The organism is Billgrantia antri (assembly GCF_019430905.1).
Lineage (GTDB): Bacteria > Pseudomonadota > Gammaproteobacteria > Pseudomonadales > Halomonadaceae > Halomonas > Halomonas antri.
In genome coordinates this window covers 651,804-667,871 of the sequence record NZ_JAHYCA010000003.1, presented here as the reverse complement: position 1 = coordinate 667,871, position 16,068 = coordinate 651,804, and the positions used below count along the sequence as shown (strand labels likewise).

General features: G+C 67.3%; 15 protein-coding genes and 2 riboswitches. Of the genes, 12 read left to right on the top strand and 3 right to left on the bottom strand.

Annotation, left to right across the window (positions count from 1 at the left end):
• Nucleotides 1-50 precede the first annotated feature (50 nt).
• The 12 genes from KPL81_RS11100 to KPL81_RS11045 all read left to right on the top strand — a co-directional run bounded on the left by KPL81_RS11100 (nucleotide 51) and on the right by KPL81_RS11045 (nucleotide 12,688).
• Nucleotides 51-2,270 (top strand): heavy metal translocating P-type ATPase, encoded by a 2,220-nt coding sequence (locus KPL81_RS11100; RefSeq protein ID WP_219792082.1) that lies wholly within the window; start codon nucleotides 51-53, stop codon nucleotides 2,268-2,270.
• 56 nt (nucleotides 2,271-2,326) lie between these two features.
• Nucleotides 2,327-3,382 (top strand): nicotinate-nucleotide--dimethylbenzimidazole phosphoribosyltransferase, encoded by a 1,056-nt coding sequence (gene cobT / locus KPL81_RS11095; RefSeq protein ID WP_219792080.1) that lies wholly within the window; start codon nucleotides 2,327-2,329, stop codon nucleotides 3,380-3,382.
• Nucleotides 3,379-4,374 (top strand): adenosylcobinamide-phosphate synthase CbiB, encoded by a 996-nt coding sequence (cbiB, locus tag KPL81_RS11090; protein WP_219792078.1) that lies wholly within the window; start codon nucleotides 3,379-3,381, stop codon nucleotides 4,372-4,374. Before cobT ends, cbiB begins: the two co-directional genes overlap by 4 nt.
• 17 nt (nucleotides 4,375-4,391) lie before the next feature.
• Nucleotides 4,392-5,477 carry a threonine-phosphate decarboxylase CobD gene (cobD, locus tag KPL81_RS11085; protein WP_219792076.1) on the top strand — a complete coding sequence of 362 codons (1,086 nt, stop codon included), beginning with the start codon at nucleotides 4,392-4,394 and terminating at the stop codon, nucleotides 5,475-5,477.
• A complete protein-coding gene (locus tag KPL81_RS11080; RefSeq protein WP_219792074.1) occupies nucleotides 5,474-6,022 on the top strand; it encodes a bifunctional adenosylcobinamide kinase/adenosylcobinamide-phosphate guanylyltransferase in 549 nt (182 codons plus the stop codon). Before cobD ends, KPL81_RS11080 begins: the two co-directional genes overlap by 4 nt.
• A complete protein-coding gene (gene cobS / locus KPL81_RS11075) occupies nucleotides 6,019-6,777 on the top strand; it encodes an adenosylcobinamide-GDP ribazoletransferase (RefSeq protein WP_219792072.1) in 759 nt (252 codons plus the stop codon). Before KPL81_RS11080 ends, cobS begins: the two co-directional genes overlap by 4 nt.
• Complete coding sequence (locus KPL81_RS11070; RefSeq protein WP_219792070.1) at nucleotides 6,729-7,373, top strand: histidine phosphatase family protein; 645 nt, start codon at nucleotides 6,729-6,731, stop codon at nucleotides 7,371-7,373. Before cobS ends, KPL81_RS11070 begins: the two co-directional genes overlap by 49 nt.
• Nucleotides 7,325-7,753 (top strand): bifunctional adenosylcobinamide kinase/adenosylcobinamide-phosphate guanylyltransferase, encoded by a 429-nt coding sequence (locus KPL81_RS11065; RefSeq protein ID WP_219792068.1) that lies wholly within the window; start codon nucleotides 7,325-7,327, stop codon nucleotides 7,751-7,753. The genes KPL81_RS11070 and KPL81_RS11065 overlap by 49 nt, the downstream gene beginning before the upstream one ends.
• A 52-nt stretch (nucleotides 7,754-7,805) precedes the next feature.
• A riboswitch (cobalamin riboswitch) is annotated at nucleotides 7,806-8,032 on the top strand.
• 116 nt (nucleotides 8,033-8,148) lie between these two features.
• Entirely contained in the window at nucleotides 8,149-10,017 is a 1,869-nt protein-coding gene (locus KPL81_RS11060; RefSeq protein ID WP_219792066.1) for a TonB-dependent receptor domain-containing protein, read from the top strand.
• Nucleotides 9,998-10,933, top strand: coding sequence for a cobalamin-binding protein (locus KPL81_RS11055; RefSeq protein ID WP_479688649.1), 936 nt, complete (start codon nucleotides 9,998-10,000; stop codon nucleotides 10,931-10,933). Before KPL81_RS11060 ends, KPL81_RS11055 begins: the two co-directional genes overlap by 20 nt.
• Before the next feature lie 7 nt (nucleotides 10,934-10,940).
• Entirely contained in the window at nucleotides 10,941-11,921 is a 981-nt protein-coding gene (locus tag KPL81_RS11050; protein ID WP_240549173.1) for a FecCD family ABC transporter permease, read from the top strand.
• Nucleotides 11,921-12,688 carry an ABC transporter ATP-binding protein gene (locus KPL81_RS11045; protein WP_219792063.1) on the top strand — a complete coding sequence of 256 codons (768 nt, stop codon included), beginning with the start codon at nucleotides 11,921-11,923 and terminating at the stop codon, nucleotides 12,686-12,688. Before KPL81_RS11050 ends, KPL81_RS11045 begins: the two co-directional genes overlap by 1 nt.
• A 40-nt stretch (nucleotides 12,689-12,728) precedes the next feature.
• On the opposite strand, the gene KPL81_RS11040 is transcribed toward KPL81_RS11045, so the two are convergent.
• From KPL81_RS11040 to KPL81_RS11030, 3 genes are read right to left on the bottom strand one after another with little or no spacing between them, the layout of a single operon-like run.
• On the bottom strand, nucleotides 12,729-13,493 hold the full coding sequence (locus tag KPL81_RS11040; RefSeq protein WP_219792061.1) for an ABC transporter ATP-binding protein: 765 nt from the start codon (nucleotides 13,491-13,493) through the stop codon (nucleotides 12,729-12,731).
• On the bottom strand, nucleotides 13,490-14,557 hold the full coding sequence (locus KPL81_RS11035; RefSeq protein ID WP_219792059.1) for a FecCD family ABC transporter permease: 1,068 nt from the start codon (nucleotides 14,555-14,557) through the stop codon (nucleotides 13,490-13,492). The genes KPL81_RS11040 and KPL81_RS11035 overlap by 4 nt, the downstream gene beginning before the upstream one ends.
• A 2-nt stretch (nucleotides 14,558-14,559) precedes the next feature.
• The gene (locus KPL81_RS11030) at nucleotides 14,560-15,489 is read right to left on the bottom strand and encodes an ABC transporter substrate-binding protein (protein WP_240549172.1); all 930 of its coding nucleotides are present in this window, start codon (nucleotides 15,487-15,489) and stop codon (nucleotides 14,560-14,562) included.
• A gap of 256 nt (nucleotides 15,490-15,745) precedes the next feature.
• Nucleotides 15,746-15,950, top strand: a riboswitch (cobalamin riboswitch).
• The last annotated feature ends 118 nt before the right edge of the window (nucleotides 15,951-16,068 follow it).

The window sequence follows — 16,068 nt, the reverse complement described above, 5'->3', positions numbered from 1 at the left end:
ATAAATGGCCGCGGCTCATTACGCTGATGAGCATGACGCCAACTTCCAAAATGTCTTTCACCAGTCGTACCGAAGCGTTGTATTCGGTACAGGGACTCTGGTGTTCCAGCTGCGCGCTGGCTGTCGAGGCCCAATTGATGCGGCTGCCCGGGGTCGCCACCGCCAGCGTGCACTACCCCAGCGCGACCCTGCTGGTGGAAGGTGCGCCGGAAGCTCTCGGCGAGCCCCGTCTGGCGGCTGCCGTACGCCGTCTCGGCTATCGCCTCGGCCCGCCCGAGGCGGCAGAAGATGCCGAGGCGCGGCTCGGTGCCGAGAGCCGTTATCTCACCCTGCGGCTGCTGATGGCCGTGGCCTTCGGCATGTGGACCATGCTCGCTTCGCTGCTGATCTATGTTGGCGCCATGCCAAGTCCGCGACTGGAGTTGGTCATGGCCTGGGTGTCCGGCGCCTTTGCGCTGCCGGTGGTCAGCTACGTGGCCTTGCCGTTCTACCGTGCCGGGTGGCGCACGGCGCGGGCGGGACGACCCGGCATGGATGCGCTGGTGGCGCTGGGCACGCTGACGGCGGTGGGAGTTTCGCTGTGGCTGTTGATGCGCGGTTCGCCCGAGGTCTATTTCGATACCGCTGTGATGCTGATTGCGCTGTTGCTGGTTGGCCGGCTGGTGGAAACCTTGTGTCGTCACCGCGGGTTGCGCGCGCTCCAGTCGCTGCATCAGCCGCCGGCGCGAGTGCAGTGCTGGGTGCAGAGCGCCTGGCAGGACTGCTCGCTCGACGCCGTCGCGGTGGGGGAGCGGCTACGCGTCGAGTCCGGCGAGACGCTGCCGCTGGACGGAACCCTCAGGGATTCCGAGGCGTTACTCGATCTCTCGCCGCTGACCGGCGAAAGCGCCCCGCGGCGCTGCCTGCCGGGTGATGCCGTGGCGGCCGGCTGCCGCAACCTCGGCACGGCGCTGGTGTTCGAGGTCACCGCCCCCGCCGGTGAGTGTCGTCTGGACCGGCTGCGCGAGCAGATGTGGTGGCAGCAGGCCCGCAAGGGCGAACTGCAGCGCCTGGCCGATCGTTTTGCCGCCTGGCTCAGCCCCGTGGCAGTGGCCCTTGCACTGCTCACCCTGGCGGCGACCTGGCTGGCGGGCGCGCCGGCCGAGGCGGCCTGGGTGAGGGCGCTGTCGGTCCTGGTGGTGGCCTGTCCCTGTGCCGTAGGGCTGGCCATTCCCTTGGCCGGCTTGGCGGGTAGCACCCAGGCGCTCGAGCGTGGCGTGATAGTGCGCGACCCGGGTGCCTTCGAGGCGTTGGCACGAATTCGCAGCGCCGCGTTCGACAAGACCGGCACGCTCACCGCCGGCGAGCCCCAGGTGCGAGCCATGCACTCGACGGCCAACCTTTCTGAGCCGGAGCTGCTGGCACTGGCCTCTGTGGCGGCGCGCGGCAGCGATCATCCTCTGGCGCGAGCCGTACACAGGTACGCCAGGCAGGCTGGCCAACATAAGGCCCAGGAAGTGGCTGAAAGCGAGGAGATCGGGTGGCTGGGTCGCCGCGTACGCCTTGCCGACGGTCGTGGCCTGCTGCTGGGCAGCCGTGCCTGGTTCGTCGAGCAGGGCGTTGCCACCGAGCAGGCCGGTGACTCGGGGGAGAGCGAAGTGCTGCTGGCCTGCGATGGCGTACTGATGGCTCGCTTCATCCTGGGCGAGGCGGTCCTGCCCGGTGCGGCCGAGACGCTGGCCGAACTGCGTCGTCAGGGCTTTACCCTGGCGCTGATCAGCGGCGACAGGGAGCCGGCGGTGAGGCGGCTGGGCAAACGGGTCGGCATGAAGCCGGCAGAGTGCTATGCCGGGCGCAGCCCCGAGGCAAAGGGCAAGCTGCTCGCCGCCATGCCGCAGCCGTCGCTCTACGTGGGCGACGGGCTCAACGACGTGGTGGGGCTGGCGACCGCCAGCGTCGGCGTGGCGCCGCTGGGTGCCAACGCCATGGCGCAGGAGGGCGCCAGCGTGGCGCTGTTGACACCTGGGATCGCCGGGGTCGAGGTGGCCTGGCGCCTGGCGCGTCGCACGCGTCGGGTGATGCGCCAGAATCTGATGCTTTCCGGCCTCTACAACCTGCTGGCCCTGACACTGGCGCTGGCCATGCCGATTCCGCCCCTGGTGGCGGTGCTGGCCATGGTGGTCAGCTCGCTCAGCGTGGTGGCGAATTCGGCGCGACTGGCGTGGAGTGAAGACGGGAACGCCGTGAGAGTGGACCGTGCAATGCCGGAGGCAGTCGGTACGGTGCCGTGACAGGCCGAGCCAGGCTGTTAAGATGGCGGCTGCCCACGCCCTGTCAGGACGCTCTCATGCTTGCCGATACTCTGGCCGCCATCGCCCCGGTCGACGACACGCTCGCCGCCACCGCGCAGACTCGCCTCGACAATCTCACCAAGCCCCCCGGCAGCCTGGGACGCCTCGAGTCCCTGGTCCAGTCGCTGATCTGCATGAGCGGCGACATCGTGCCGAGGGTATCGCCACCAGGCGTGATCGTGTTCGCCGCCGATCATGGCGTGGCCGAGGAGGGCGTCTCGGCCTTTCCCCAGGAGGTCACCGCGCAGATGGTGACTAACTTCGCGGCCGGCGGCGCCGCCATCAACGTCTTCGCTCGCCAGATCGGCGCGCGGCTCGAGGTCGTCGATGTCGGCGTTAACGGCGATGTCGAAGGGGAAGGTGTCGTGTGCGACAAGGTGCGTCGCGGCACGGCCAACTTCTGCCGCGAGGATGCCATGAGCCTGGCCGAGGCCAAGCGCGCCATCGAGGTCGGCATTCGCGCCGCCGGGCGCAGTCACGACGCCGGCTGCCGTTGCCTGATCGTCGGCGAGATGGGCATCGCCAACACCACCTCCAGCAGCGCACTGCTGGCTGCCCTGAGTGGCCTGTCGGTGAGTCGCCTGGTGGGGCAAGGGACGGGCATCGATATCTCACGACTGTCCCATAAGGCCGAAGTGATCGAAGGGGCGCTGGTGGCGCGCAAGCCGGACCCAGCCCAGCCGCTGGAAGTGCTGGCCAAGCTCGGCGGGCTGGAGATCGCCGCCATGGCCGGCGCCTACCTGGGCGCGGCAGCCCGACGCATGCCGATCCTGGTCGACGGTTTCATCGCCACCGTGGCGGCGCTGGTGGCCTGCCGGCTCGCACCTGCGGTGCGCGGCTACCTGCTGTTCGCTCACCGCTCCTGCGAGCCGGGCCACGACGCCGCTCTCGAGCTGCTCGAGGCCAGGCCGTTGCTCGATCTTCAACTGCGCCTGGGCGAGGGCACCGGGGCGGCGCTCGCCTTCCCGCTGCTCGAAGCCGCCTGCCGCATGCTGAGCGAGATGGCCACCTTCGCTTCGGCCGGGGTGGCTTCGGGTGACAAGGCAGAATGAGTGTCGAGCCGTTGAGTCTAGCTCTGCTGGCGCTGCTGCTTGGCGCCGTGGTGCTGGATCTGCTCATCGGCGATCCGCGCTGGCTGCCGCATCCGGTGGTCGCCATGGGGCGGCTGATCGACGCGCTGGAGCGTCGCTGGAACCGTGGCAGCCCGAAGGCTCGTCGCCTGAGGGGCTTTCTGCTCACCGGCTGCGTGGTGGCGCTCGTCTATGCGCTGGCCTGGAGCGTGCTGACGCTGCTCGCCGGGCTGCACCCCTGGCTGGGGCTTGGCGGCGAACTGCTGCTGCTGGCCAGCGCGCTGGCGATCAAGGGGCTGCACGATGCCGCCTTCGCGGTGGCCGGCCCACTGGTCAGGGGTGACCTCGCAGGTGCGCGCCGTGCGGTGGCGATGATCGTCGGGCGCGACACCGATACCCTTGACGAGGCCGAGATCACCCGCGCCACGGTGGAAACCGTGGCCGAGAACACGGTCGACGGCATCACCGCGTCGCTGTTCTGGGCGCTGCTCGGCGGGGCGCCGCTGGCGCTGGCCTACAAGGCGGTCAATACGCTGGACTCCATGGTGGGCCATCGCAGCGAGCGCTACGCCGACTTCGGCTACGCCTCGGCCAGGCTCGACGACCTGGCCAACTGGGTACCGGCCCGGCTCACCGCGCTGAGCATGTGGTTGGCCGCCCTGGCGCTGCCGGAGGCGCGCTGGCAGGGGGTGCGTAGACAGGGTGCGCTGGCCGGCGCCTGGCGCGACGCGCCGGGCCACCCCAGCCCCAACGCCGGCTGGCCCGAGGCGATGATGGCCCATCTGCTCGGCGTGCAGCTCGGCGGCATCAACCACTATCACGGTCAGGTCTCCGAGCGGGCACGGATGGGCGAGCCGTATGAACCGCTGCGGGTTGCCCATATCGAGCTTGCCGTACGCCACATGCACGGCGCCTGGGTCGTCTTTTTCCTGTCGATGGCGGGCGTGGCCTGGGCATGGAGCGCCACGACATGAACGAACCGGGAGGGCACATGAGCGATTGGCCAAGCCACGGCGGGCGCCCGGAGCAGGTATTGCCGCGCCTCGGCCTGGCGGCCGAGCGTTCCGTTACCGATTTCAGCGCCAATCTCAACCCGCTGGGGCCGCCGTCGTGGCTGGCACAATGGATTGCCGCTGGCGTGGCGGAGCTTGCCGTCTATCCCGACCCCGACTACCGCGAGGCGCGAGAGGCCATCGCCCGGCACGAAGGGCTCGCACCTGAGCAGGTGCGTCTGACCAACGGCGGGGCCGAGGCGATCTTCCTCGCCGCCGCGCTGCTGGCCAGGCGTGGTGTGGGTCGGGCCCTGATCGTGCAGCCGACTTTCGGCGAGTACCAGCGGGCCTGTCACCACTACGGCATCGAGGTGGCGAACTTCGCCCTGGTGGAAGAGTGCTTCGTACTGGACGAAGCGCGTGCTTGTGAGGCCATGCGCGAGGCCGGCGCGCTGTTCCTGTGCCGCCCCAACAACCCTACCGGAACGCTGGTCGAGCGCGAGCTGATCGAACGTCTGCTGGCGGAGGGCCAGCGGCAGGGTACCACCCTGGTGGTGGACGAAGCCTTCGTCGATTTCGTCATTCGCGACGAGCGGCTCACGCCGCTGCTGGCGCGCTACGACAACCTGCTGCTGTTGCGTTCCATGACCAAGCTGTACGCCATTCCCGGGCTGCGGCTGGGCTACCTGTTGGGCTCTGCAGAGGCGGTAGGAAGTATCGCCCAGCTGCAGCCGCCGTGGAGCGTCAATGCCCTGGCGGCGGGGCTGGTCGCGCCGCTGTTGTCAGATCATGACTATCTGACACAGACCCGCGCCTGGCTCGACGCCGAGCGTCCCTGGCTGCAGGGCGAGCTCGAGGCGCTGGGGCTGAGCGTCGTCCCTTCCCACGCCAACTTTCTGCTGCTTCGGCATGGGGGGGCGCGCTCCATGACGGCGCTGCTCGAGCACCTGGCGCGCTGCGGCATTCTCGTTCGCCATACCCACAATTTCATCGGCCTCGAGGGCGCCTGGCTGCGAGTGGCGGTGCGCTCACGGCCGGAGAACCGGACGCTGGTCGAGGCCGTTGCCCGTTGGAGTGCGCCATGATCGCCTTCATCAGCGGTGGCGCGCGCTCCGGCAAGAGTACTCATGCCGAAGCCTTGGCGAGGCGCTGGCAGACCGAGCGGGGCGGGGCGTGCTACTACCTGGCGACCGCCAGGCGCAGCGATGACGGTGAGTGGCAGGCCCGCATCGACCGCCATCGGCAAGCCCGAGGCGAAGGCTGGATTACCTTGGAGGAGCCGATAGATCTCGTCGCCGCCCTCGAGCGGGTGGAGCCCGGCGGCACGCTGCTGCTCGACTGCCTGACGCTTTGGGCCAGCCAGCTGCTCTATTTCAGCGACTTCGACGAAGCGCAGGGGGTGGCCATGATCGAGCGCCTGCTGGTCGAGGCCCGGCGGCGCGACGTGGCATTGGTGATCGTCTCCAACGACGTCAACGAGGGCATGCCCCCCGAGGACGCCGAGGTGTGGCGCTACCTGGCTTTCCTGCAGCGAGCCCACCGCCTGTTGGCGCAGGAGGCGGACGAGGTGATCCAGGTGATGGCCGGGCTGTCGCAGGTGTGGAAACGCCGCGGTGAGGAGCGCTCATGAAAGACGCCGCCTTTGGCCTGGTGCTGGCGCTGCAGTTCCTCACCCGCCTGCCGTTGCCGCTCGCCTGTCCCTGGACGCCGCCTACCCGGCGCTGGGCGGTACGCTGCTATCCGTTGGTGGGCCTGCTGCTCGGCGGCCTGGTGGTGGCGGCGGCCGCGCTGCTGGAGAGCCTGCTGCCCACGCCGCTGCTGGCGCTGGCACTGCTCACGCTGTGGGTGGCGCTCTCCGGCGGGCTGCACCTGGACGGCCTGATGGACGTCGCCGACGCCTTGGGCAGCAACGCGCCGCTGACGCGCAAATGGGAGATCATGAAGGATCCCCATGTGGGCAGCTTCGGCATCCTGGCGCTGGTGTTCCTGCTGCTGTGGAAAGCCGCGCTGCTGTTCGTGCTGCTCGACGTCGGCGCCAGCCTGCTGCTGCTGGTGATGATCCTGGGGCTGGGGCGACTGGCAGCCGTGGCGCTGCTGGTGCTGGCCCCGGCGGCACGGCCCGAGGGCATGGCCGCCAGTTGGCAGCGTGACCTGGCACCGCGCGATCTCTGGCTCGCGGCGCTGCCGCTGCTGCCGCTGGCCGTGCTGGTGCCGGGAGGAGTGTGGCTGTGCCTTGCCCTGGCGCCGTTCCTGGCGCTCTATGCCTGGGGCATGCTGCGTGCCTTCAAGGGCATCAATGGCGATATCGTCGGAACCGCAATCGAGGGAGGAGAGCTATGGCTGCTGCTGGTCGCCTGGAGCTGGTGGTCGTTCGCCACGGCTTGACGCAGTGGAATCGCGAACGACGCTACCAGGGACAGCGCGATATCCCGCTGCTGCTGCCCGACGCTCTGCCGGGCCTCGATCGGCTGCGCGAGGTGCTGGAGACGCAAACCTTCGATGCCGTGCATTGCAGCGACCTGACCCGCTGCCGGCAGACCCTGGCGCATGTGACCGAAGGGCGCGAGCGCGCCTGGCCGACGCACTTCGATGCGCGCCTGCGCGAGCTCGACTTCGGCGACTACGAGGGGCGCACCTACGATGAGCTGAAATCGCAACCCTTCTATCGCGCCTGGATCGACAGCGAAGGCCAGCAGGCCCCACCCGGCGGCGAATCCACCACCGACCTGCGCCGACGGCTCGACGCCTGGTTCGCCGATGTCGTCAACGGCTGCGCACCCCACGACCGGCATCGCGCTCTGGTGGTTGCCCATGGCGGGGTGATTCGGGAGCTGCGTCGCCGCTTCGAGGGCATCGGCTTCTGGGAGGGCGGCGTCAGCCAGGCCGAGGGGCGCCGGTTCGTGTTCACTCTTGACGCTCGGGAGCGCTGGCAATGCAGCTCTTCATCGGCGGTGCCTGCGCCGGCAAGCGCCACGCCGTAAGGCAGCGCTTCGACGCTCCCCGCTGGCACTCCGCGTATGTCGGAAGCCGGCTCGAAACCTGGCCTGCATTCGGCGAGGCACGCTGTCTGGTACTGGAGGGCTGGGAGTGCTGGATCGGCCAGCGGCTCGCCGCCGAGCCCGACGACGATCGGCTGCGGCGGGCCATGACACGGGAGCTCGATGCACTGCGGGCATGGGAGGCCGAACAGGGCAGCGAGGCGGTGCTGATCCTGCTCGAGATGGGCCGCGGTATCGTGCCGCTCGGCCTGGAGAAAAGGCGCCTGCGCGACCTCAACGGCTGGCTGGCCCAGGACGCCGCGGCACGTTGCGAGCGGGTGTGGTACGTATGGAATGGATTGGTGAAATCGCTAACGCTTTGATCTGTCTCAATACACGCCTAACCCTGCGTTGACGCCTGGCGCTGCGATTGCTAGCTTACGCCCACTCTCAGGCGCCTCATTGTCCTATCGAGGTTAAACGGGAAGTCGGTGGTCCTCTTCAAGATGAAGAGGCGTATTCCGACGCTGCCCCCGCAACGGTGATCGAGTGCAGGTTCATCATCACGCCACTGTGCTTTGCATGGGAAGGCGATGGACCCGAAGCGTGCAGTCGGCGCTTCGCTCGTCAGCCCGGAGACCGGCCTGAGGTAATCTGTCGGGTTGCGGCGGGCAACTTCGAGGCAGGGCCGCGCCTCTCCCTTTCTCGATCCCCTTCACGCCGCCCCGGCTTCGCCTAGAAGACCGTGCGGGTAGGCACGGCGAGCAAGGGAATCAAAATGAAAACCAAGCATCATCTGGCCGCGCTCCCTATGGCTGCGCAGAGCCTGGCTGCCTTCGGCCTGGCTGTGCTTCCGCTGGCCGTTCAGGCCCAGGTCACCACCCCCGCCGAAGAAGACGACGCTGTCGCCCTCAACCCGCTGGTGATCACCGCCACCCTGGCGCCGCGCACCGCCGACGAGACGCTCTCCTCGGTAACCGTGCTCGACGAGGCCACCCTGCGTCGGCAGGACCCCACCAGCGTTACCGATATGCTGCGCGGCCAGCCGGGGGTGGATGTCACCACCAACGGCAGTTTCGGCAAGAACAGCAGCGTTTACCTGCGGGGTACCGGCAACGAATCGGCGCTGCTGATGATCGACGGCATCCGCCTGCGCTCGGCGACGGCGGGTGGCGCGGCCTGGCAGTTCCTCGACCCGCGCATGTTCCAGCGCGCCGAGATCGTGCGCGGCCCTCGTGGCAGCCTGTACGGGGCCGATGCGGTAGGCGGCGTGGTACAGCTCTTCACTCACGAGGCCGAAGAGGGCGGCCCGCATCCTCGTGTTTCCGTGGGCGGCGGCTCCTTCGATACCCAGCGCTATAGCGCCGGCCTCTCCGGCGAGAGCGGCGGCACCCGCTACAGCTTTGCCGGCAGCCACTTGAATACCGATGGTGTACCTGTGCGCCGTGATGGCGAAGACATGGGCTACGACAACACCACGGCGCTGACGCGCATGTCACATACCTTTGAGAGTGGCGCGGAAGTCGGATTTTTGGCGCTGCGTGCACGTGGAGCTACCGAATATGACGAGAGCGGCTCGCCGGCAACAACTGATTATGTGCAGCAGGTAGCGGGGATTTATGGAGAACTGCCGGTAGCTGCCAACTGGCGCAGTCGTTTGACGCTCAGCGAGGCACGTGATGAAAGCGCCAACCACTTTTGGGGGTCCATTCTCGATACGCAGACGCGTACGGCCCGCTGGGAGAACACGCTTCGCGCCGAGGCACATGAAGTTGTCATTGGCATGGAATATATGAATGACAGCGTGGCTGGTAGTATCACAGGGGACTCGCCCTGGGATGGCCCTTATGATGTAGAAGATCGCGATAACAAGGCTGTCTTTACCCAGGCGTTGCTTGATTTTTCCCCCTTGGCAGTGCAAGCCAGTCTGCGCTTCGACGACAACGAAGCTTATGGCGAGGAAGTGACGGGTAGCTTGGCACTCGGGTATGACATCAATTCTCAGCATACGCTGCGGGCCAGCTATGGCACGGCTTTCAAGGCACCCTCCTTCAACGACCTCTATTGGCCGGGATTTGGCAATCCCGATCTGGAAGCGGAAACTTCCGAAACAGTGGAGCTTGGTGTACGTGGTCAATTTACGCGCTGGTTTTGGGATGCTGCACTCTACCAAACCGATGTTGATAACTTGATTGTCTGGCAACAAATGGGGCGACCGACGATGAACGTGCCCACCACGCGTATCCGTGGCGTCGAACTCTCCCTAGGCGCTGAGGTAGGTGCATGGACGCTGGCTGCCGCCGCGACCTACACCGACCCTGAAAACCGTCAAACGGGTAATCGCATTCAGCGCCGTGCCAGCCAGAGTGCGCGCTTCGACGTGGATCGCGAGCTGGGCGAGTGGTCGTTGGGCGGCTCCTGGGTCGTTCAGGGCCATCGCTACAATGATGCGGCCAACGAAGATCGCATCGGTGGCTTCGGCCTGCTCAACTTGCGTGCCGGGTGGCAGTTTGCCCCGCTATGGTCGGTCCGCTTGAACATCGAGAATGCTCTGGACAAGGAGTATGTCACTACGCGCTTCTTTGATGGCGATGACTACCTCAACGCCGGTCGTGCGGCCTTCGTCAGTGTGCACTTCGGCCAGTAACGGCCAGTTCGGCGGGGCCCTTGGCCCCGCTGCGTTTTTCGGCGCCTTGCTGGCGCTGGCCCTGGCGGGGCCGGCGGCCGGCGAGGCGCATGCCGGTTCGCTGTGCGCCATCGACGACCGCGAGCGTGAGGTGTGTCTCGACCAGCCTGCCGAGCGCATCGCCGCGCTCTCGCCCGGCGCCACCGAGCTGGTCTACGCCGCCGGGGCGGGAGAGAAGGTAGTGGCGGTAGTGGCCTTCAGCGACTATCCGCCCGAAGCCAGGGATGTGCCGTCGGTGGGCAGCCACACCCGCATGGATATGGAAACCCTGGTGACGTTGAATCCCGACCTGGTGATCGGCTGGATGACCGGCAACCCGCCCGAGCAGCTCGAGACCATCGAGGCGCTGGGCGTGCCGGTGTTCTACATCGAGCCGCGGGACTTCGAGGACGTTTCCAGCGCCATCGAGCGCCTGGCGCTGCTGGCCGATACTCGCGAGGAGGGCGAGCGGGTCGCCGCCGAGTTCCGCCATGGCATGGCGGCACTGGCCGAGCGCTACGTCGATGCCGAGCCGGTGTCGGTGTTCTATCAGGTGTGGGACGAGCCGCTGATGACCATCAACGACGAGCATCTGATCGGCAAGGTGCTGACCCTGTGCGGTGGGGTCAACGTCTACGGCGAGCTGTCGCGGCTGGTGCCGCGCATCGATGACGAGTCGGTGCTGGCCGCCGACCCCGAGGCAATACTCGCCGGCGGCATGGGCGAGGAGAACCGCGGCTGGCTGACCCATTGGCAGCAGTACCCGAGCCTGACCGCCGTCGAGCGCGACAATCTCTACTTCGTGCCGCCGTCGCTGATTCAGCGCCCCACGCCGCGGCTGCTCGAGGGCAGCCGCCTGTTCTGCGAGCAGCTCGACCGTGCCCGTGCCAAGCGCTGAGGCCGGCATGACTATGCCTCGGCGCTCACTGTGGCCGCCGCTGGCCGTGCTCACGCTGCTGGGGCTGGCGGCGCTACTTCTGTCGGTCACCCTGGGCAGCGCCGCGCTGTCGCTCGCCGACGTATGGGCGTTGGCTCGTGGAGAGGGTAGCCCCCTGGCGCGCACGCTGATCTTCGAGCTGCGCATTCCGCGTTCCCTCTCGGCCTTCGCCGTGGGCGGCCTGCTCGCCGTGGCGGGGGCATTGATGCAGGTACTGCTGCGCAATCCCCTGGCCGATCCCTACGTGCTGGGCCTCTCCGGCGGGGCCTCGGTGGGGGCGCTGGCGGCGATGCTGGCGGGGCTGGGTGGGGCGATGATCACCGGCTCCGCCTTCGCCGGGGCCTTTCTCTCGACGCTGCTGGTGTTCGGCCTGGCCCACGGTACCGGTAGCTGGACACCGTCGCGGCTGCTGCTCACCGGCGTGGTGGTGGCCGCCGGCTGGGGCGCCGTGATCACCCTGATGCTGGCGATCAGCCCCGCCGAGCGGCTGCCCGGCATGCTCTACTGGCTGATGGGTGATCTCTCCTACTCGCACTCTCCTTGGCCGCCGCTGGCGCTGCTGTTGCTCATCTGCCTGCTGCTGATGCCGCTGGGGCGCAGCCTCAACGTCATGGCGCGCGGCCCGCTGCAGGCGGCGGCCCTTGGGGTCAACGTGCGCCCGCTGGAGTGGTCGATCTATCTTGCCGCCAGCGTGCTCACCGCCACTGCGGTGACAACCGCCGGCAGCATCGGCTTCGTCGGTCTGGTGGTGCCGCACATGCTGCGTATGGTGCTGGGTAACGATCAGCGCCTGATCCTGCCGGCCTGCGCCCTGGCCGGCGGCACCCTGCTGGTGCTGGCCGATACCCTGGCGCGTACCCTGATCGCCCCGGAGCAGTTACCGGTGGGGGTGATCACCGCGCTGCTCGGCGTACCCACCTTCCTCTACCTGCTTTACCGGAGTCGCTGATGAACCGCCTCGAGATTCGCGAGCTGGTGGTCGACGTGCCGGGGCGGCGCGACGGCCAAGCGCTCACGCTCAACGTCGAGCCGGGGCAGGTGTGGGGCGTGCTCGGTCCCAACGGCGCCGGCAAGACCACCCTGCTGCACACCCTGGCCGGGCTGCGCGGGCCACGGGCAGGGCAGGTGCTGATCGACGGCCGCCCGCTGGCGGCGCTGGGGCGGCGCCAGGTGGCGCGCAGCCTGGGGCTGGTGTTTCAGGAGCGTCACGACGGCTTTCCCGCCACGGTGCGCGAGACGGCGCTGATCGGTCGCCATCCGTGGCTCTCGGCATGGCAGATGGAGGGCGGCGAGGACCTGCGCCTGGCCGATGCGGCGCTCGAGCGGCTCGACGTCGCGCATCTGGCCGAGCGCCTGGTCAGCACGCTCTCGGGAGGCGAACGCCAGCGCCTGGCGCTTGCCACGGTGCTGACCCAGGCGCCGCATATATGGCTCGCCGACGAACCCACCAACCATCTCGACCTGCATCACCAGAGCGCGGTGATGGCGCTGCTCGCCGAGCAGGCCGCCGAGGGCCGTGCGGTGATGATGTGCCTGCATGATCTCAACCTGGCGGCGCGCTGGTGCGATCACCTGCTGCTGCTCTATCCCGACGGCGATGCCTGCTGGGGGCCGGTCAGAAACATGCTGGTGCCCGCCGCCCTGGAGCGGCTCTACAGCCAGCGTCTGGCCACCGCCGAGATCGACGGCGCCCCGGTGTTCGTGCCCGTTAGATGAGAAGCGCTGACGGAACCTGAATCGGGCTCCTCGGTGGGGCTCACAGTGCGCAGCGAAAGCGCATGATCCGGCTTCTATCGACGGGATCTTCGAGGATGTCGGCCTGCACGCCGAAGGTACGGCGCAGCCTGGCGGCGGTGAGGACCTGTTCGGGCGTGCCGAGGTCGACCAGCCGGCCGGCTTCCATCACGCCGATACGCTCGCAGTCCATGGCCTGGTTGAGGTCGTGCAGGGCGATGACCACCGTGACCGGCAGCTGCTTGACCAGCCGCAGGATCGAGAGCTGGTGGCGGATGTCGAGGTGGTTGGTGGGCTCGTCGAGCAGCAGAATGCGTGGCTGCTGAGCCAGGGCACGGGCAATCTGCACACGCTGGCGTTCGCCGCCGGAGAGGGTATGCCAGAGGCGCTCCGCCAGGGGCAGCATGCCGACGTCTTCGAGGGCGCGGTGAACGATTTTGTCATCCTGCTCGGTCCAGGGGCGTAGCGGCGAGAGGAAGGGGGTGCGGCCCAGCTCCACCACCTCCCTGGCGCCGATGCGCTCGTGCGTGTCCGCCTGCTGTTCGACGAAGGCGATGCTGCGGGCGATGTCGCGCTGGGGCATTGCCTGCATCGGCCGGTCGTCCAGCAACACGCGCCCACGCTTCGGGCGTTGCAGCCCGGCCAGGACGCGCAGCAGCGTGGTCTTGCCCGAGCCGTTCGGGCCGATCAGGCCGAAGGTCTCGCCGGGCGCAATGCCGAGGCTGACGTCATCCAGCAGCTTGTGCCCGTGGATCGTCCAGCCGACGCCTTCCGCTGTCAGTCTCATCGTGTTCTCGTCCCGCGAATCAGAATGACGGCGAAGGCCGGTGCCCCGACCAGGGCCGTGACCACGCCGATCGGCAGCACCTGCCCCGGCACTATGACGCGCGAGACAATGTCGGCGCCGATCAGGAACACGGCGCCGGCCAACGCCGATGCCGGTATCAGCCGGGTGTGGCGGTTGCCCACCAGAAAGCGCATGGCATGAGGAATCACCAGCCCCACGAAGCCGATGGCGCCGACCATCGACACCATCGTTGCCGTCACCAGGGCCATGACGGCGATCAGGATCGCCCGCACGCGGCGCACGGCGATGCCCATCGAGGCGGCACTGTCGGCACCGAAGGTGAAGGCGTCCAGGGCGCGTCGATGCCACAGGCACACCAACAGGCCGCCCAAGGCGGCGGGCAGGCCCAGGGTGACGTCGTCCCAGCGCACTCCGGAAAGATTGCCCATCAGCCAGAACATGATGCCCCGGGCCTGTTCGGCGTTCGCCGACTTGGCAATGATGAAGGCGGTGAGCGCATTGAACAGCTGCGATCCGGCGATACCGGCCAGAATGATGGCGCCTGCGGCCTGGGCGCTGCGGCCACCCCCGGTACCGCTGCCGGCGGCACGGGCGAGCAGTACCACCAGGGAGAAGGCCAGCCCCGCGCCGGCAAAGGCACCGAGCGAGAGTGTCACGGCGCCGGCACCGAGCCCGGCGATGGTGACCGCCACGGCGCCGGTCGAGGCGCCGGCGGAAATCCCCATCAGGAAGGGGTCGGCCAGCGGGTTGCGCAGCAAGGCTTGCAGGACGACGCCGGACAAGGCCAGCCCGGCACCGCAGCAGGCGGCGAGGATGGCTCGGCTGAGCCGGTAGTTCCAGATGATGCCGGCGTCGATTCGGTCGACGACATGCTCCGCCCCCCACAGCCGGTTCGCCAATACCTTGAGAATGGTCTCCAGCGGAATCGCCGTTTCGCCGATCGCTGTGCCGGCTATCACGGCCACGAACAGCGTCGATGGCGCGAGCCAGACCCAGCGCCATCGGAGAACCACGGGTAAGTGCAATGTCGCGGCCAGGTTCATCGTCAGAAGGAGAGCGTCGTCAAGGCATCGGCCAGCGATTCCAAGCCGATTATCGTGCGCATGGTGGCACTCATTGCGTGGGCGTCCATCTCTACGATGTTGCCATTCTGGACCGCCGTCATCTCCCGAGTCACCGGGTCGCTGTGCAGAAAGTTCAGCTTTTCTTCGATGTCGTCGGCGGGAAAGCGCCGACGGTCCATGCGCGCTATCACGATCAGGTCGGGGTCGGAACGGGCGATGGATTCCCAGCCGACGATAGGCCACTCCTCATCGGATTGAATGACGTTGCGAATGCCGAGTTTCTCCATCATGTAGCCGGGTGCGCCAAGCCGACCGGCAACGTAAGGGTCCACCGAGCTGTCGGGTGAAGAGAACCAGAATACTGCCGACAGATCCTGCGGAAGCTCCAGGCTTTCGGCCTTGGCAATGGCGTCGGCCTGGCGAGCCTCGAGGTCGGCCACCAGCGCCTCGCCGGCCTCCTGCACGTCGAAAATGGCAGCGAGTTCGGTGATGCCCTTGTAGACGTGCGCGGGGGAGAAGGCGGCGGTTCGGGTGCCGTCGCCTCCGGTGCTGTTGTCCTTGGTGTCGCAGTCGGCCGGCATGATGTAGGTGGTAATGCCCAGCTCGTGAAACTGCTCACGGCTCGCCACGCTGCCGGTGGGTCCCACATGCCACTCGTACTGGGCCGCGACGAGTCCCGGTCGACGATTCACCACGGATTCGAAGCTAGGGTCGTTGTCGGCCAGCCGTTCAATGCCGGCGTTGACCTCGTTGAACTCAGGCAGCACGGGATTGAACCAGACCGAGGTGCCGACTACCCGGTCGGAAAGGCCCAGGGAATAGAGAATCTCGGTAGCGGATTGCCCAACGGTAACGGCGCTTTCAGGTGCGGAAGAGAAGCGAATTTCCGTGCCGCAATTGTTCAGTGACAATGGATAATCGGTAGTGTCTGCCATGAGAAATGAAGAAGGAAAAAAGGCAAGAATGGCCAACAAGCGTTGTGCGTTTATCATGGAATCTGTCCAGATTATCGTTGGTTAATGGTCGGTTTGTCTTGAAGTTGGCGGGGCTCAGCACAGCTCTTTGGCCGTTGCGGCGAAGATTGCCAGGACCTGGGGATGAAAAGCAATTGTTATATTATAACTTTTATTTTTCTGCGTTGCGCCGGTCGCGTCAGTTCCTTTACGATGGGCCGATCGACATGGGTGCCCCTGTGCCTAGGGGATAATCGGGAAGTATGGTGAGGCCTAGGCCAATTCCATCGCTGCCCCCGCAACGGTAATGAGAGAGTCGCCTGCAGGAACCACTGGCATTGTGCTGGGAAGGTGCAGGCTTCGACGTCGTTCTGACGTCCTCCTCGAGCCCGGAGACCGGCCCATCAATCCATCATCATCCCGTAACGGTGCGGTGGGCACCGAGGAGATGCCGTGTCTGCGTTCGTTCCATTTACCCCTTCCGCGGGGGTGTCGCCGATTACGACCGATGCCTCGTCGGCCGTGTGCCGCTGCGAG

Bases quoted from the DNA above. Each gene is read 5' to 3' on its own strand.
- KPL81_RS11045 (WP_219792063.1), top strand. From the start codon at position 11,921: ATGAACCGCCTCGAGATTCGCGAGCTGGTGGTCGACGTGCCGGGGCGG.
- KPL81_RS11060 (WP_219792066.1), top strand. From the start codon at position 8,149: ATGAAAACCAAGCATCATCTGGCCGCGCTCCCTATGGCTGCGCAGAGC.
- cobD (WP_219792076.1), top strand. From the start codon at position 4,392: ATGAGCGATTGGCCAAGCCACGGCGGGCGCCCGGAGCAGGTATTGCCG.
- KPL81_RS11050 (WP_240549173.1), top strand. From the start codon at position 10,941: ATGACTATGCCTCGGCGCTCACTGTGGCCGCCGCTGGCCGTGCTCACG.
- cbiB (WP_219792078.1), top strand. From the start codon at position 3,379: ATGAGTGTCGAGCCGTTGAGTCTAGCTCTGCTGGCGCTGCTGCTTGGC.
- KPL81_RS11070 (WP_219792070.1), top strand. From the start codon at position 6,729: ATGGCTGCTGCTGGTCGCCTGGAGCTGGTGGTCGTTCGCCACGGCTTG.
- cobT (WP_219792080.1), top strand. From the start codon at position 2,327: ATGCTTGCCGATACTCTGGCCGCCATCGCCCCGGTCGACGACACGCTC.
- cobS (WP_219792072.1), top strand. From the start codon at position 6,019: ATGAAAGACGCCGCCTTTGGCCTGGTGCTGGCGCTGCAGTTCCTCACC.
- KPL81_RS11100 (WP_219792082.1), top strand. From the start codon at position 51: ATGTCTTTCACCAGTCGTACCGAAGCGTTGTATTCGGTACAGGGACTC.
- KPL81_RS11065 (WP_219792068.1), top strand. From the start codon at position 7,325: ATGCAGCTCTTCATCGGCGGTGCCTGCGCCGGCAAGCGCCACGCCGTA.
- KPL81_RS11035 (WP_219792059.1), bottom strand. From the start codon at position 14,557: ATGAACCTGGCCGCGACATTGCACTTACCCGTGGTTCTCCGATGGCGC.
- KPL81_RS11040 (WP_219792061.1), bottom strand. From the start codon at position 13,493: ATGAGACTGACAGCGGAAGGCGTCGGCTGGACGATCCACGGGCACAAG.
- KPL81_RS11080 (WP_219792074.1), top strand. From the start codon at position 5,474: ATGATCGCCTTCATCAGCGGTGGCGCGCGCTCCGGCAAGAGTACTCAT.